General features: G+C 70.6%; 13 protein-coding genes. 6 read left to right on the top strand and 7 right to left on the bottom strand.

The genetic code is table 11. The features are described from left to right. Window positions 1-384 precede the first annotated feature (384 nt). Window positions 385-1,425: a cytochrome P450 gene (locus tag ACV530_RS24615; RefSeq protein ID WP_494334901.1), complete on the top strand. Its 1,041-nt coding sequence runs from the start codon at window positions 385-387 to the stop codon at window positions 1,423-1,425. A 6-nt stretch (window positions 1,426-1,431) separates the two neighbouring features. Here ACV530_RS24615 and ACV530_RS24610 read toward each other — a convergent pair whose 3' ends face one another. The 5 genes from ACV530_RS24610 to ACV530_RS24590 form a co-directional block, all read right to left on the bottom strand. Next, window positions 1,432-2,529, bottom strand: coding sequence for an XdhC family protein (locus ACV530_RS24610; protein WP_494334811.1), 1,098 nt, complete (start codon window positions 2,527-2,529; stop codon window positions 1,432-1,434). 11 nt (window positions 2,530-2,540) lie between these two features. Next, window positions 2,541-4,007 carry an NCS2 family permease gene (locus tag ACV530_RS24605; protein ID WP_494334810.1) on the bottom strand — a complete coding sequence of 489 codons (1,467 nt, stop codon included), beginning with the start codon at window positions 4,005-4,007 and terminating at the stop codon, window positions 2,541-2,543. A 90-nt stretch (window positions 4,008-4,097) separates the two neighbouring features. Continuing rightward, window positions 4,098-6,461 carry a xanthine dehydrogenase subunit D gene (gene pucD / locus ACV530_RS24600; protein WP_494334809.1) on the bottom strand — a complete coding sequence of 788 codons (2,364 nt, stop codon included), beginning with the start codon at window positions 6,459-6,461 and terminating at the stop codon, window positions 4,098-4,100. After that, window positions 6,458-6,937, bottom strand: coding sequence for a (2Fe-2S)-binding protein (locus ACV530_RS24595; protein ID WP_494334808.1), 480 nt, complete (start codon window positions 6,935-6,937; stop codon window positions 6,458-6,460). Before ACV530_RS24595 ends, pucD begins: the two co-directional genes overlap by 4 nt. Further along, window positions 6,928-7,815 carry an FAD binding domain-containing protein gene (locus tag ACV530_RS24590; RefSeq protein WP_494334807.1) on the bottom strand — a complete coding sequence of 296 codons (888 nt, stop codon included), beginning with the start codon at window positions 7,813-7,815 and terminating at the stop codon, window positions 6,928-6,930. Before ACV530_RS24590 ends, ACV530_RS24595 begins: the two co-directional genes overlap by 10 nt. 255 nt (window positions 7,816-8,070) lie before the next feature. Here ACV530_RS24590 and ACV530_RS24585 point away from each other — a divergent pair, with 255 nt between their 5' ends. The 4 genes from ACV530_RS24585 (at window position 8,071) to ACV530_RS24570 (ending at window position 12,743) form a co-directional block, all read left to right on the top strand. Next, window positions 8,071-9,777 (top strand): PucR family transcriptional regulator, encoded by a 1,707-nt coding sequence (locus tag ACV530_RS24585; protein WP_494334806.1) that lies wholly within the window; start codon window positions 8,071-8,073, stop codon window positions 9,775-9,777. Between the two features lie 405 nt (window positions 9,778-10,182). Beyond that, complete coding sequence (locus ACV530_RS24580) at window positions 10,183-11,154, top strand: hypothetical protein (RefSeq protein WP_494334805.1); 972 nt, start codon at window positions 10,183-10,185, stop codon at window positions 11,152-11,154. Then, a complete protein-coding gene (locus ACV530_RS24575) occupies window positions 11,151-11,564 on the top strand; it encodes a SigE family RNA polymerase sigma factor (protein WP_494334804.1) in 414 nt (137 codons plus the stop codon). The genes ACV530_RS24580 and ACV530_RS24575 overlap by 4 nt, the downstream gene beginning before the upstream one ends. A 15-nt stretch (window positions 11,565-11,579) precedes the next feature. Next, complete coding sequence (locus ACV530_RS24570) at window positions 11,580-12,743, top strand: copper resistance D family protein (RefSeq protein WP_494334803.1); 1,164 nt, start codon at window positions 11,580-11,582, stop codon at window positions 12,741-12,743. A gap of 317 nt (window positions 12,744-13,060) precedes the next feature. Here the strand turns inward: ACV530_RS24570 and ACV530_RS24565 are convergent, their stop codons facing one another. Further along, window positions 13,061-13,918, bottom strand: a complete 858-nt coding sequence (locus ACV530_RS24565; protein WP_494334802.1) for a DUF1259 domain-containing protein — start codon at window positions 13,916-13,918, stop codon at window positions 13,061-13,063. A gap of 368 nt (window positions 13,919-14,286) precedes the next feature. Next, window positions 14,287-14,712 (bottom strand): hypothetical protein, encoded by a 426-nt coding sequence (locus ACV530_RS24560; protein ID WP_494334801.1) that lies wholly within the window; start codon window positions 14,710-14,712, stop codon window positions 14,287-14,289. Window positions 14,713-15,100: 388 nt separating this feature from the next. Between ACV530_RS24560 and ACV530_RS24555 the strand changes: the two genes are divergently transcribed. Next, a partial coding sequence (locus ACV530_RS24555; protein ID WP_494334800.1) for a hypothetical protein occupies window positions 15,101-15,299 on the top strand: 199 nt, incomplete at its 3' end.

Genomic DNA, 15,299 nt, shown 5'->3' with positions numbered 1-15,299 from the left:
CGCACTGCCATGAGGCCGTTCCCGAGCCAGTTCCGGGAGTTCCTTCCCTGAGGCGCACGTGCCACAGCGCCGGGGGCGGGTTATCACTCCAAAGGGTTAGCCACCCGTCCGCCGGGCGTCGGCAGCTGTGCCCATGGGTAGCCCGGTAGCTCTCAGCCGGGCACGAAGGGGGAATCCATGGGGCTCGGAAGCACATTGTCCGGGCATCTGCTGCGTGGACGACTCCGGCGTGCGGTCCGGAGGGGAGGCGATGCGGCACTGCTGGAGCTGGTTCCCGAGCCGGTCATGGATCTCTTCCGGCGAGACGGCCTGGCCTCCCCTGAACCGCCCCGTGGAACCCTCTGGGAAAAGGTGACCCCGGCGCCACTGGGGTTCGGCGTGAACATGTGGCTGGTCAACAGCCCGGACCAGGTCCGGCACGTCCTCGCCGCCGACGACATGTTCAGCAACGACCCGGCCCGGCTCCCCTACATGGGGCAGTTCACGCGCGGGCAGGTGCTGGGCGGCCTGGGCACGTGCGACCCGCCTCTGCACGGCAGACTGCGGCGCATCCTCGCCCCCGAGTTCACGGTCCGCGGGCTGCGCCACCTCGAGCCGCGGATCCGGCGGATCGTGGACGAACAACTCGACCTCATCGCGGGCCGGCCCCAACCCGTCGACCTCGCACAGGACTTCGCCTGGCCCGTGCCGACCCGCACCATGTGCGAGCTGCTCGGGATTCCGGCCTCGCACCTTGCGGACTTCCAGCGGCTGAGTACCGAACGCTTCGACATCGTCCCGGGCCTGGACGCTCTGCTCGGCGCCGTCTCCTCTTCCGTGACCCGCCTGGAACAGCTGATCGCCGACGAGCGCGGCGATCCCGGAAACCGTCTCCTGGGCACCATGGTGACCCGTGGGGCCGACCTGGACGACCGCACGCTGGCAGGCCTGGCCGACGGCGTGCTCACCGGTGGCCTGGAGACCACCGCCGGCATGCTGGCGCTCGGGACGCTCGCTCTCCTCCGTGACCCCCGGGCCCGCGAACGAGCCGCCGACTCCCACGCCGTCGACGATCTGGTGGAGGACCTTCTGCGCCGTCTCACCGTGGTGCAGGTCGCCTTCCCCCGCTATGCCCTCGAAGCCTGCGAGCTGGGTGATCACCAGGTGGCCAAGGGGGACGTGGTGATGTGCTCCCTGCTGCGCGCCAACCACGACACGAGCGCCGAGCCGTCACAGGCCCGCGCGGGCCGGCGCCACCTGGCCTTCGGCCACGGCCCTCACCGCTGCCTGGGCGCGGAACTGGCCCGCATGGAGCTGAGGATCGCCTATCGGCGTCTGGTCGAGCGATTCCCCCGCATGCGACTCGCGATCGATGAGTGCGAGGTTCCGTTCCACCGGCTGGCGATGGTCCACGGGCTCCGGAGTCTGCCGGTGATCCTGAACTGAACGAGGTCATGCCACCGCCTCGCGATGGATCGGCACCCCCGCCCCCGTCAGCGACACCCCCGTGCCGCCACGCCGGACCGCGACGATCTCGGCGGCGATGGACAGCGCCGTCTCCTCCGGCGTACGGGCGCCGAGGTCGAGGCCAATGGGGGAATGCAGCAGCGCCAACTCCCCCTCGCTCAAGCCCACTTCACGCAGCCGGTCGAGCCGGGCCTCGTGCGTACGCCGCGAGCCCATCGCACCCACGTACGCGACCGGCAGCCGCAACGCCCGCTCCAGCAGCGGCACGTCGAACTTGGCGTCGTGGGTCAGGACGCACAGGACCGTACGGGCGTCCAGGTGCTGGGTGTCGAGGTAGCGGTGGGGCCAGTCGACGACGACCTCGTCGGCGTCGGGGAAGCGGCGGGCGGTGGCGAAGACGGGGCGGGCGTCGCAGACGGTGACGTGGTAGCCGAGGAACTTGCCGGCGCGGACGAGGGCCGCGGCGAAGTCGACGGCGCCGAAGACGATCATGCGGGGCGGGGGGACGCGGCATTCGACGAAGAGCGGGGTGCGACTGGCCTCGCAGCCGGCCTCCACCATTCCGGTGCGCCCCGCGTCGAGCAGCGCCGCGGCCTCCGCCCGTGCGGCGAAGTCGAGTTCGCGGGCGCCACCAAGGGTGCCGGTGCCCGTGCCGTCGGAGCGGACGAGCAGTGCGCCCGCCGCTCCCGTGAGGGGACGCGCCAGCGCGACCGGCTCACCGCGCGCGGCGTACGCCAACGCTGCGGAGTACAGCGTCCGTTGCGGGTCGCGGGCCCGCACCGGTGTGACCAGGACGTCGAGGACACCTCCGCATGTCAGGCCCACGGCGAAGGCGTCCTCGTCGGAGTAGCCGAAGCGTTCGAGGACGCTCTCGCCGCTGTCGAGGGCGGCGCGGCACAGCTCGTACACCGCGCCCTCGACGCAGCCGCCCGACACCGACCCCACCGCCTCGCCGTCGGTGTCGACCGCGAGGGCGGCACCGGGCTGCCGCGGGGCGCTGCCCCGGACGGCGACGACCGTGGCGACGGCGAAGTCGCGGCCCTTCTCGCACCACGCGTGCAGCTCTTCGGCGATGTCCAGCACGTCGGCTCCCCTCAGCTCCCTTTGATGCCGAGCCAGTTCTCGATGGGATGCAGGGCGAAGTAGACGGCGAAGACCAGGGTGAGCGCCCACATGAAGGCGCCCGGTGCGCGCCATTTGCCCTCGGCGGCCTTGATGACGGTGTAGGAGATGACACCGGCGCCGACGCCCGCGGTGATGGAGTAGGTGAACGGCATCAGGGTGACCGTCAGGAAGACCGGGATGGCCACGGCCCGGTCGTTCCAGTCGATGTGGCGGGCGTTGCCCATCATCATCGCGCCGATCACCACCAGTGCCGCCGCCGCGACCTCGCCGGGCACGATGCGGGTGAGCGGGGTGAGGAACAGGCAGGCGGCGAAGAGGAGTCCGGTCACCACGGAGGACAGGCCGGTACGGGCGCCCTCCCCCACGCCCGTCGCGGACTCGATGAAGACGGTCTGGCCGGACGCCCCGCCGATGCCGCCGATCGCACCGCCGGCGCCGTCGATGAGCAGGGCCCGGCTGAGGCCGGGCATCCGGCCGCGGCCGTCGGCGAGGCCGGCCTCGGTGCCCACGCCGATGATGGTGGCCATGGCGTCGAAGAACCCGGCCAGCACCAGCGTGAACACGATCATGCCGACGCTCATGGCGCCGATCGAGCCCCAGCCGCCGAACGCGACGTGCCCGAAGAGCGAGAAGTCGGGCATCGAGACGGCGCCGCCGGCCAGTTCGGGCGGCCCGTTCTTCCAGGCGCGCGTACCGGGGGCGGCCGTCGCGTTGACGACGACGGCGAGGACGGTGCCGAAGACGATGCCGATGAGGATGGCGCCGGAGACGTTGCGGGCCTGGAGCACGAAGACGGTCAGGAGCGTGACGCAGAAGACCAGCACGGGCCAGCCCGTCAGTTCGCCGGCCGGGCCGAGGGTGACCGGGCCGCCGCCGGCCGAGGCGTGCACGAAGCCCGCCTTGACCAGGCCGATGAGCGCGATGAACATGCCGATGCCCATGGTGATGGCGTGCTTGAGCGCCAACGGCAGGGCGTTCATGATGAGTTCGCGCAGCCCGGTGAGGACGAGCAGCATGATGACCGCGCCGTAGATCACGCACATGCCCATGGCCTGCTGCCAGCTCATGTGCGGGGCGACCTGAGTGGAGAGCACGCCGGAGACGCTCAGTCCGGCGGCCAGGGCGAGCGGGACCTTGCCGACGAGGCCCATGAGCAGGGTGCACACCGCCGCGGCGAACGCGGTCGCCGTGATCAGAGCGGTGTGGCCGAGGACGTGGCCGTGCGCGTCCTTGCCGGACAGGATCAGGGGGTTGAGCAGGAGGATGTAACACATCGCCATGAAGGTGGTGATGCCGCCGCGCACCTCCCGCGCGAGCGTGGAGTCCCGGTCGGAGATGTGGAAGTAGCGGTCGAGCCAGGACCGTCCGGCCGGGGGCCGCGAGCCCTCGCCCGCGTCCTCGGCCGTGGTCGCCGGCCGCGTGGGGGATTGGGTCATGGTGTGCCTGCTCCTTGGGATGACATGAGGCTGCACCCGACCCGGGGGACGGCCCGAGGCGAGAGGACTATGGCGAGAGGACTGTGAAGGTCAGGACCCGGTCAGATGCTCCGGGCGGACCGGTACGCGGGCCAGCGCCAGGCCCGTGGCCTGGCGGATGGCCGCGACGACGGCCGGAGTCGAGGACAGGGTCGGCGCCTCGCCCACACCGCGCAGCCCGTACGGGGCGTGCTCGTCGGCCAGTTCGAGGATGTCGACCGGGATGGCCGGGGTGTCGAGGATGGTGGGGATGAGGTAGTCGGTGAAGGAGGGGTTGCGTACGCGTCCGTCGTCCGCGACGACGATCTCCTCCATCACGGCGAGCCCCAGCCCCTGGGTCGTCCCGCCCTGGATCTGGCCGATGACGGACAGCGGGTTGAGCGCCTTGCCGACGTCCTGGGCGCAGGCGAGTTCGACGACCTTGACCAGGCCGAGCTCGGTGTCGACCTCGACGACGGCACGGTGCGCGGCGAAGGAGTACTGGACATGGCCGAAGCCCTGGCCCGTCCTCACGTCGAAGGGCTCGGTGGGCCGGTGCCGCCACTCCAGCTCCGCCTCCACCACCTCGCTGCCGAGGACGTCCGCCAGCCCGGCGAGCACCTCGCCGCCGTCGGTGACCACCTTGCCGTCCTCCAGCAGGAGTTCGGCCGTCACCCAGGCCGGGTGGTACGAGCCGAAGCGGGACCGGCCGAGGGCGAGCACCTGCTCGCGCACGGCCTCGCAGGCGTGCTTGACCGCGCCGCCGGTGACATAGGTCTGGCGGGAGGCGGAGGTCGAACCCGCCGAGCCGACGCGGGTGTCGGCGGGGTGGAGCACGACCCGCTCCACGCCCAGCTCGGTGCGGGCGATCTGGGTGTGCACGGTCACCCCGCCCTGGCCCACCTCGGCCATCGCGGTGTGCACGGTGACGACGGGCTCGCCGCCGACGGCCTCCATGCGCACCCGGGCGGTGGAGTAGTCGTCGAACCCCTCGGAGAAACCGACGTTCTTGATGCCGACCGCATAGCCGACGCCGCGCACGACGCCCTCGCCGTGGGTGGTGTTGGACAGCCCGCCGGGCAGGGCCCGCAGATCCGGGGTGCCGCCGGCGGTCTCCCACTGCCGCTGCGGGGGCAGCGGCCTGGCCTTGACGCGGCGCAGCAGCTCGGCGACCGGCGCCGGGGAGTCGACGACCTGGCCGGTCGGCATGACCGCGCCCTGCGTCATGGCGTTGCGGCGGCGGAACTCGACCGGGTCCAGGCCGAGTTCGGCCGCGAGCCGGTCCATCTGGGCCTCGTAGGCGAAGCACGCCTGCACCGCGCCGAAGCCGCGCATCGCGCCGCAGGGCGGGTTGTTGGTGTAGAGGGCGAGGGCCTCGATGTCGGCGTTGTCGACGACGTACGGGCCCGCGCCGAGCGAGGCGGCGTTGCCGACGACGGCCGGGGAGGAGGAGGCGTACGCCCCGCCGTCGAGCACGATGCGGGCGCGTACGTAGAGGAGTTTGCCGTCGCGGTCGGCGCCGTGCTCGTAGTGGAGCCGGGCGGGGTGGCGGTGGACGTGGCCGAAGAAGGACTCGAACCGGTTGTAGACGATCTTCACCGGGCGGCCGGTGCGCAGCGCGAGCAGACAGGCGTGGGCCTGCATCGACAGGTCCTCGCGCCCGCCGAAGGCGCCGCCGACGCCGGAGAGGGTCATGCGCACCTTGTCCTCGGGCAGGCCGAGGACGGGGGCGATCTGGCGCAGGTCGGCGTGCAGCCACTGGGTGGCGATGTAGAGGTCGACGCCGCCGTCCTCGGCGGGCACGGCGAGGCCCGACTCGGGGCCGAGGAACGCCTGGTCCTGCATGCCCACTTCGTAGTCGCCGGTGACGACGGCGTGGGCCCGGGCCCGCGCGGCCTCGACGTCGCCGCGCACGACGGGCTGCCGGTGCACGATGTTGGGGTGCGGGACGTGTGCGGCGTGGCCGTCCGTACGTCCGGGGTGCAGGACGGGTGCGTCGGGGGCGGTGGCGCTCTTCTCGTCGGTGACGACCGGGAGTTGCTCGTACTCGACGCGGATCTTCGCGGCGGCGCGCCGCGCCGTCTCGGGGTGGTCGGCGGCGACGAGGGCCACGGGCTCGCCGTGGTAGCGCACGACGCCGTCGGCGAGGACGGGGGTGTCCTGGAACTCCAGCCCGTACCGGGTGGTCGCCGGGAGGTCGTCGTACGTCATGACGGTGGCCACTCCCGCCGTGGCGAGGGCCTCGGAGATGTCGACGGAGACGATCCGGGCGTGGGGGTACGGGCTGCGGAGGGTGAAGCCCCACAGCATGTCGTCGTGCCACAGGTCGGAGGCGTAGGCGAATTCACCGGTCACCTTGAGGGTGCCGTCGGGGCGGAGGGCGGAGTCGCCGATGCGGCCGTCGGCACGGCTGGTGGGGGTGCGTGCGACGCTCATCGCGGGGTGCCCTCTCCCGTGCGGGCCGCCGCCAGGCGTACGGCGTCGAGGATCTTCTCGTAGCCGGTGCACCGGCAGAGGTTGCCGGCCAGGGCCTCGCGGATATCCGCGTCGGAGGGGTCGGGGTTGCGCTCGAGCAGATCGTCGGCGGCGACGAGGAGGCCCGGGGTGCAGAAGCCGCACTGCACGGCCCCGGCGTCGACGAACGCCCGCTGCACCGGCGCGAGTTCGCCGCCGGGCGCGAGCCCCTCCACGGTGACGACCTCGCGGCCCTCGGCCTGTCCCGCCGCCACCAGGCAGGAACAGACCGGGACGCCGTCGAGGCGCACCGTACAGGAGCCGCATTCCCCTTGCTCGCAGGCGTTCTTGGAGCCCGGCAGGCCCAGGCGCTCGCGCAGGACGTACAGCAGGCTCTCGCCCTCCCATACGTCGTCGGCCTGCCGCGGACGGCCGTTGACCGTGACGTTCACGCGCACCGCGCGCTCCTCTCCCCCGTGGTGTAGGTGTCCCAGGCCCAGCCGAGCGTGCGCCGGGCCATGATCCCCACGGCGCGCCTGCGATAGGCGGCGCTGCCGCGGACGTCGTCGATCGGGTTGCAGGCCCCCGAGGCCAGCGCCGCGAACTCGGCCGCGGCGGACGGCGGTACGGGCCGTCCCGACTCCCAGTGCCCGCCCTCGTCCAGCACCGCGGCGAGGAACTCCTCGGCCGCGCGCGCCCGTACGGGCGTCGGGGCGGCCGATCCGATGCCGGTGCGCACGGTGCGGGTGTCGGGGTGCAGCGCGAGGCCGAACGCGCAGACCGCGATGACCATCGCGTTGCGGGTGCCGACCTTGGAGAACTGCTGCGGGCCGCTCGCCCCGCGGATGCGGACCGCGCGGATCAGTTCGTCCGGCGCGAGGGCGTTGCGCTTCACACCGGTGTAGAAGTCGTCGACGGGGATGAGCCGGGTGCCGCGCACCGACTCCGCCTCGACCTGCGCGCCCGCCGCCAGCAGCGCGGGGTGCGAGTCGCCCGCCGGGGAGGCCGCGCCGAGGTTGCCGCCGACGCTGCCGCGGTTGCGTATCTGCGGGGAGCCCACGGTGCGGGCGGCGAGGGCGAGCCCGGGCAGCGGGCCGTGCAGGTGCTCGATGATCGCGGCATACGGGACGGCGGCGCCGAGCCGCACCTCGTCCCCGCCGCTCTCCCAGGCCTGCAGTTCGCCGATGCGGCCGAGATCCAGCAGGTACTGCGGCCTGCGATGATCGAAGTTGATCTCGACCATCACATCCGTGCCGCCGGCGATCGGCACGGCGGTCGGATGCTCGGCCTTGGCGGCGAGAGCCTCCTCCCAATTGGCGGGGCGCAGGAAGTCCATGGATGATCTCTTCTCGGGCTCGAGGCCGTTCGAGGCGCGTCCGGTGGGGGGTTGGCCCCGTACAGGTGGGGGTTGGCCCCAGTACAGGGGAGAGCCGACGCGGCCGTGCAGTCACCGAAAACATGAAGCGGTTGGCTGGCCAGGGCACCTGTCTTGTAGATTCGAACGAAAGACGGCGTGCTGAAACCTCACGGCATTCCACAGGCATTCCACCGGAAACATCCGGCACACGAGAGAGATCGGCGGCGACCCACGATGCGGCTGCGCGCACTGCTGGAGACCGAAGCGCTGGGCCTTCGGCTGCTCGGCGGCGAGGACGAGCTCGACCGCACCGTACGCGGCGTGATGACCACCGACCTCCGCGACCCCAGCCGCTACCTCGCGGGCGGCGAGCTGGTACTCACCGGCCTCGCCTGGCGGCGCGAGCCGGAGGACTCCGAGCGCTTCGTGCGCATCCTGGCCTCCGCCGGGGTGGCCGGGCTCGCCGCGGGCGAGGCGGAGATCAGCTCCACCCCCGACGACCTGGTCCAGGCCTGCGCACGGCACCGGATGCCGCTGTTCTCCGTGGACGAGACCGTCTCCTTCGCGTCCATCACCGAGCACGTCGTGCGGCAGGTCTCCGGCGAGCGCGCCGGCGATCTGGCCGCGGTCGTGGACCGGCACCGGCGCCTGATGACCTCGGGCCCGGCCGGCGGCGGCCCGGAGGTCGTCCTCGACCTGCTCGGCTCCGACCTCGACCTGCGCGCCTGGGTGCTCTCCCCCACCGGCCGCCCGATCGCCTCCGGCGGCTCGGGCCCGGCCCTCGCCCCCCAGGTCGGCGCCACCCTCGCCGGCGAGTACCTCGCCGCCTCCCGCGCCGGCCGCCCCGACCCGCACCGGGTCTTCGCCGAGGGCTGCACGTACTCCCTCTTCCCCATCCACGGCAGCGCCGGCGCCCCGGCCCCGCAGGGCCCGCACGACCCGCGGGGCAGCGTGCTCTCCGACTGGCTGCTCGCCGTCGGGGCCGACGCCGGGGAGTGGCCCGCCGAGCGGCTCGACCTGCTGCACGGCGTCACCCAGCTGATCGCCGTCGAGCGCGACCGGCGCGACGCGGCCCGTACGGTACGGCGCCGCCTCGCCCAGGAGGTCCTGGAGCTCGTCCAGACCGGTGCCGCGCCCGGCGAGATCGCCGCCCGGCTGCGCGTGGCCGCCCCCGTCCTGCTGCCCGGGCCGGTCACCGCCCCGCACTGGCAGGTCGTCGTCGCCCGCGTCGAGTGGGACGACTCCGACCTCCCCGCCGGGACCGTCGCACAGGCCCTGCTCGAGGAGATCCTGGTCGCCCCGGACACGCCGGGCGCCGAACCCTCCGACCGCATCGCGGTCGCCGACGCGGGCGACGAGGCCGTCGCCCTGGTGCCGCTGCCCGCCGTGCCCGCCCCCGCCGCCACCGGAACGGACGAGCCCCTGGCCCCCGTCTCCTCCGACGCGGGCCTGCACGCCGACGCCCTCCTCGCCGCCATCCGCGAACCCCTCTCCCGCGGCCTCGACGGCGACGGCCGCCTCACCCTCGGCGTCAGCGCCGCCGTCCACTCCGCCGAAGGCCTGCGCGGCGCCCTGGAAGAGGCCCGCCACGCCCGCCGCGTCGCCGCCGCCCGCCCCGGCCGCGTCAGCGCCGCGGGCCACCAGGAGCTCGCCTCCCACGTCCTGCTGCTCCCCTTCGTCCCCGACGACGTCCGCCGCGCTTTCACGGCCCGCCTCCTGGACCCCCTGCGCGACTACGACCACCGCCACCGCGCCGAACTCATCCCCACCCTCGAGGCGTTCCTCGAGTCCGACGGCTCCTGGACCCGCTGCGCCACCCGGCTCCACCTGCACGTCAACACCCTCCGGTACCGGGTGGGCCGCATCGAGCAGCTGACGGGCCGCGACCTGTCCCGCCTGGAGGACAAGCTCGACTTCTTCCTCGCGCTGCGGATGAGTTAAGCGCCGGTCTGACGTTCGAGGCGGGCGTAACCGTATCGACTTCAACGTTCCGGGGAGCTGTGCTCTCTATATTTGGTGCGGGCGTTATCAACGCATCAACGCACCGATGAGAAAGCCTGTCTTGCGCTCTGGCCGAGACTCGGGGACAGGCACCGTCAGGCGGAAGCCGTAACGGCTTCCGCCTGATGTCTTTGGGGCGCCGCCCTGGATCCGTGACGGCCGCAACTCTTGCGCAACATTTCCGCGACTGGATTCCGGCGATTTCACCGCCGGTTCGGCCGAAGCGAGACGCCGTACCGCCCGCGCCGCCAGGCATTGGCCAGAGAGTCACACCTCGCAAGCACACCCCTCGCGCATACATGCGGGTCCAAAACGACCGAACCGGGCGCATTCAGCAGCGCATCAGTGATCATAAAACTGACACACCCGACCAACCCGCAGCAGATATCTGCGAGTTGGACATCGGACGCGCCTCGCTGGTACTGGTGTCCTCGGCGATCCATCCCCCGAGTCTCGGCCAAGCAGCGGGGATCCGCCGTCCTCATCGAGGTGCGTCAACGCCCAAGAAAAGAGCGGTTTCCTTTGGTCTCGTACGACGAATTCCGAATCCGGTCCTGCGGGGTGAAGCGCAGGACCGTGGAAGAACTGCACCGCCTGTTCAAACGGCACTTCGCGGACGACGGGGCGATCGAGTTCGCAACCTGTTACACCCCTCAGCCGAACTCGCCCAGCATCAAGGTGCGGGCCGCCAGCCCGTCCGAGCTGATCGACCACGAAGAGGTCCGGGAGGCGACTCCCACGGAGGCGCAAGTCCTGCTCACCAACCTGGAGATGAAGGCGGCCAGCACCAGGCACGAACTGCACGTCTCCATCACTCCGGTCCACATCACCGTCAAAATCACCAGCCAGGATGCGGACTGGGTGCATGTTCGCAGCCGCGAAGTGAAAAACCTCTTCGCACCCCGGCGCAGGCCATGGCATCTCAAAGCCGATACGCCTCACAGGAGTTCCGTCTTTCTGGGGCTGGCGAGCGCCATAGGCATCCTCGCCTTCTTTCTCTTCCACCGCCCCCGGCTGCTCAGTCCTCCCGCTGCCGTCGCCCTCTTCGCCGCACTCGTCGTCATCGTGCCGTTCCTCTGCCGGATAGCCGCCTGCCGGCTCTTCCATTGCTGCACGACGCGCATCGTCAGGACCGAGCCGAAAGGCCGGTGGCAAGCGATGACGGTCGGAGAGCGGATCTCCTTCGCCGCGCTCGTGGTGGCAATCCTGGTGCTCGCGCTGCAAATCACGCTGGCACTGAACCGGCAGTCCGCCGACGAGCAGCACGCTCACCGCCCGCGTCCCGTACTCGCCACCCTGGAGGACCGCACTCGGTGAAGCCGAGCACCAGCCCCCGCCATGGCGGGGGCACCCCCCTGCCGTCGGAGAAACCCACTTTCGAAGAGTTCTACGCCACGCGTTTCCGCCGCTTGCTCGCGCAGGCCTGCCCCAACACCCCTGACCTGGACACCGCCCTCGACGCGGTGCAGGAAGCCCTCCTCGCCGTCTTCCAGCACTGGGACGACGTCAACGACCCACCCGCCTACGCGGGTACCGCCTTGCAGCGCGTCATCTGTGAGGGGGCAATCAAAACCCTCCAGCACCGCGCCCTGCGCGCACTGGACTCCGCGCCCCTCGACCAGACCGCCTCCCATGTACTGCACGAAGTCGCCCAGCAGGCCGAGATCGCCCAACCCGATCCCACAGCCCGGCAGCGGCTCCTGGCCGAGGTCAGCACCAATATTTAGGTTAGCCTTACCTTCATGAGCTTGATGCACCTCGCCACGGCCACGGCCTACACCACCCCACCCTTGTGGCGAATTCTGACCAAATCCGGCTATTTCATTGGCCTGTGTGGTGCCATCGGCTTCACCGTGACCTACGCGGCAGCGGTACGCCCGGCGCTGCGCGCACCGGAGAACGAGCGCGGCGACATCGCGGCCCTGCGGCAGCGGATCGCGACGTCCATGGCGTGGGCCGGGCTGGTGCTGCTGGTGGCGGGCTACTTCCAGCTCGCGGCCCGGGTGGCCCGGGCCGGCAAGGGCATGCCGTTCGGGGATGCGCTCGCGCCGGGACGGATCCTGGACTTCCTCCGCGCACCCGCAGCACCGGGCGCATGGATACCGCAGGGCACGATCTACCTGACCCAGAACATCGCGCTTCTGCTGGCATCCGCCGCGCTGATCGCCCTGTTCAGCCCGCGCGCACGTCCTCACCTCAACACCCTCGCGCTGACCGCGCTGCCGCTGTCGGTCGCGGTGACGCTCATCGCGGCCATACCGGCCACCGCTCCGGCGGACGCGGACCGCGTGCTCGACCTCGTCTTCGACCAGGCCCACATCGTCAGCGGCACGGTGTGGACCGGCGGACTGGCCCTGCTCGTCACCCTCGCCGGAGCCCGCCGCCACCTTGGCGAGAACGCCGGCCTGCTGTGGGCGGACATCTGGCGGCGATTCAGCCTGGTCGCCCTGATATGCGTCGGGGCAGTGCTGACGTCCGGCCTGTGGATGTCGTGGAAGCACGTCGGCAGCATCGGGCAGTTGTGGACGACGACCTACGGTCTCTTCCTGCTCATCAAGACCCTGCTGGTGCTCGGCATGGTCGCGGCCGGCGGCTTCAACCAGTTCTGGCTGATGCCGCGCATCGCCCGCGCCCGCCGGACCGACGCCACGGCCTCCCTCCTGCACCTCACGCTGCACCACTTCCCCAAGGTCGTCTGGACCGAAGTCGCGCTCGGTGTCGGCGTCCTGGCCGTCGTCCCCTTCCTCACCGGCTCCGCCCGCTCCCAGACCGACCCGGCGCCCGTCGCGACCGGCAGCATCTTCGCCGTCGGCGCCGCGCTCGTCCTCACGCTCGCCGCTTCGCTCTGCATCACGGCCAAGACCTCCGACGCGCTCTCCCGTCGCCAAGTTGCGGCGGCATCCTGACGTAATGTGCCCCCATGGGGGTTGTGATCAGACAAGGGCGCACTCGGGTGTGGGTCGCGGGACGCGAGGTGCGCTGGCAGGAGGGGCGGGCGATCACGGTCATACCTGGTGCGTGCGGCAATGCAGTGGCTGACGCGGTACGTGCGCCGGGGTACGCCGCTGCAGAAGTGCGCTGCGTGGTATGTGGCGTTGGTCGTGCCCCTGATCACGCTCATACTGGTCGGACCGTGGTTCGGGCGACTGCTCGCCGTGGCTCTGTGCCCCCTGGGCGTGGCCGTCCTCGTACCGCTGGATCACGGGCTGTCGCTCGTAAGTTGTCAGGCAGCCGCCAGGACGGCAGAGGTAGGGGCGGGCACGGCGTTGGTGGCCGATACGGCGGGGCGAAGGGCTCGGGCGAGTTTGACAGCGTCGTCGACTGCCCAGATGTGGGTGAAGAACAAGCGTGGTTCTTCTGTGAGGCCGTGGTTGTGCAACTCGACGAGATCGATGAAGCCGTGGCGCAACGCCGCGATGACATCTTGCACTTCGTGGGCGACCATGACGAAGTCGCCGTTGAGCGCAGCGCGGCCGCGGCCGATGGGCTGGAAGTTGAGGGCGGTCGTTGCGGCGAGACCAGGGGGCAGTACACGACCGTCATCGACGATCGTTTCCCGGCGGATGAATGTGCAGGTATAGACATCGGTGCCGGCGGTTCCCCTGACGCCCAGAGCGGCGTCGATTCCCGCCGTATCGAGGTCGAGAAGAACTGGTGGCTTTATTCGGGGAGGGGGTGGGGTGCCGCTCTCCTCCAGGGCGGTGCGCAGTCCTCGGGTCAAAGTGATGGGGTTGTGACCGTGCGCGTGAATGTGCGTCCACCACACTGAGGGGGTTTGTGCGAGCAGGTGTTTGTGGATCGCTGTCTGCATGAAGCCATGTGCCTGCAAGGAGTCGATGAGCTTCTGCAGTTTGCTCTCGGGGACCACCAGGTCGCCCATGACCAGCGTGCTCCCGTCGCTGTACCGGACGAACGATGCGTGAGAGCCCAGGGCCAGCCCGGAGGTGATGGTGATTCCGTGGGAGACGACGTGGAGATCCCATCGCGGGAAGGGCGTGTGGTAGTAGAGGCCGTGGATCATGTTGCCGGTACGCCCGAGCGCTTCCGCGACATCGGCCCAGGATGCCATTGTCGTGGGCACTGGGGTGATGGGGCTCCGCGTCCGGCTCCGACGTTCCTGCGTGGGCACGGCCTGGGCGTCGACGGCTCCTAGTTTCGCAACTGCCGGTGTGAGCACGGCCATTGCCAGTAGCCGCCGCCGTCGCACTCCAATTTCCTGATCTGCGACCTGAGGCAGTCGGTCAGTGCCCATCGTCGAACACCCCCGTCCACTCATGATCTGCCGTCTGAGTCTCCCGGGGAATTCTCCGAATAAGGGGGCCGGCAGAATCTTTGTGAAGGTGTGCCCGAATTCATACTCACGTAAACGAGGTACGAGGTACAGGGAGAGACCGCCTCTGCCCCGCACCCGGGACGGACTCAAAAACCTCGCCGCCCCCACAACACCCGTTATGGAGCGGTCTGCAGTTGCTGGACTGCCGTCACGTACCAGCTTCCCGAGTCCTGCGACTTCTGCTCGGCCTTCTTCTTGTTCTGGGCGTCGAGCCGGTTGTACTGGACACCGCGCCAGCCGGTTGTCAGATCGGTCCGCGAGATGGGCCCGAACAGCTTGCTCACGACGGAGGCGTCATAGGCCTGCGTGAGATGGAGCTCCTCGTCCTGCGGGAGCTGCCCCTGTCCCTGGATGTTCTTGTTGCAGGTGTTCTGGACGAACTCCACGTCCTGCACCTGCTGGTAGACGCAGTGCGCACCGTACTGCTGGTCGATGACGCGGGACCACGCGTCCCCGATGCACTTCATCTGCTGGCGCACGGTGGCTTGCCTGAGGTCGATCCCGGTCTCCTCGAAGAACTCGATCCGCCCGCCGGTGATCACGTCGCTTGCAGTGACCGACCCTCCGGGGATGACGAGTTGCCCCGCCCCGTTCAGAACCGTGGGCGGAGTCGGCTTGCCGGGCGCTCAGCGACCCGAGTGAAGTGCCGGGCTGTGCCCGGGCCGGGGAACCGGGTACCGGTTTCCCCCCGTCTGAGGGCTGTTATCGGGAGGAAACCGGTACCCGAATCATCAGTCACCCTTCGCGGCGGAGAAATTGTCAGCGCCACCATTCCCCACAGCGCGGAAGACGTGACTCAACCTCCCGTTCATTGGCTTGAGTTGGCTCCTGACAACAGGGGTGTCCTCAGAGCACTGTTCCTCCAGACACGGTCGGCTCCTGGCTGACAGAGCCCACTCCTGAGGAGATAGGCCAGTGACGAGGAGATCCATGACGCGTACCCGCCGTGCCCGCGGGGCCGCGGTTTCGGCTGTGCTGTTCACCGCAGCGGTCGGCCTGCCGGGGGTCGCGGCGGCGGCCACTGCGCCCGCCCCGCACCCGGTGTCACAAGGAAGCACGGATCTGAGTCCGGACTCGGAGATCTCGCTGCGCGCGACGACCTCGTGCTGCACGAGCTACTACCTCCGCC

The organism is Streptomyces sp. SX-6 (assembly GCF_059089585.1).
The sequence above is the reverse complement of the archived record's forward strand: the minus strand, read 5'-3'. Positions and strand labels throughout refer to the sequence as shown.

Bases quoted from the DNA above. Each gene is read 5' to 3' on its own strand.
- ACV530_RS24615 (WP_494334901.1), top strand. From the start codon at position 385: ATGTGGCTGGTCAACAGCCCGGACCAGGTCCGGCACGTCCTCGCCGCC.
- ACV530_RS24605 (WP_494334810.1), bottom strand. From the start codon at position 4,007: ATGACCCAATCCCCCACGCGGCCGGCGACCACGGCCGAGGACGCGGGC.
- pucD (WP_494334809.1), bottom strand. From the start codon at position 6,461: ATGAGCGTCGCACGCACCCCCACCAGCCGTGCCGACGGCCGCATCGGC.
- ACV530_RS24590 (WP_494334807.1), bottom strand. From the start codon at position 7,815: ATGGACTTCCTGCGCCCCGCCAATTGGGAGGAGGCTCTCGCCGCCAAG.
- ACV530_RS24585 (WP_494334806.1), top strand. From the start codon at position 8,071: ATGCGGCTGCGCGCACTGCTGGAGACCGAAGCGCTGGGCCTTCGGCTG.
- ACV530_RS24570 (WP_494334803.1), top strand. From the start codon at position 11,580: ATGAGCTTGATGCACCTCGCCACGGCCACGGCCTACACCACCCCACCC.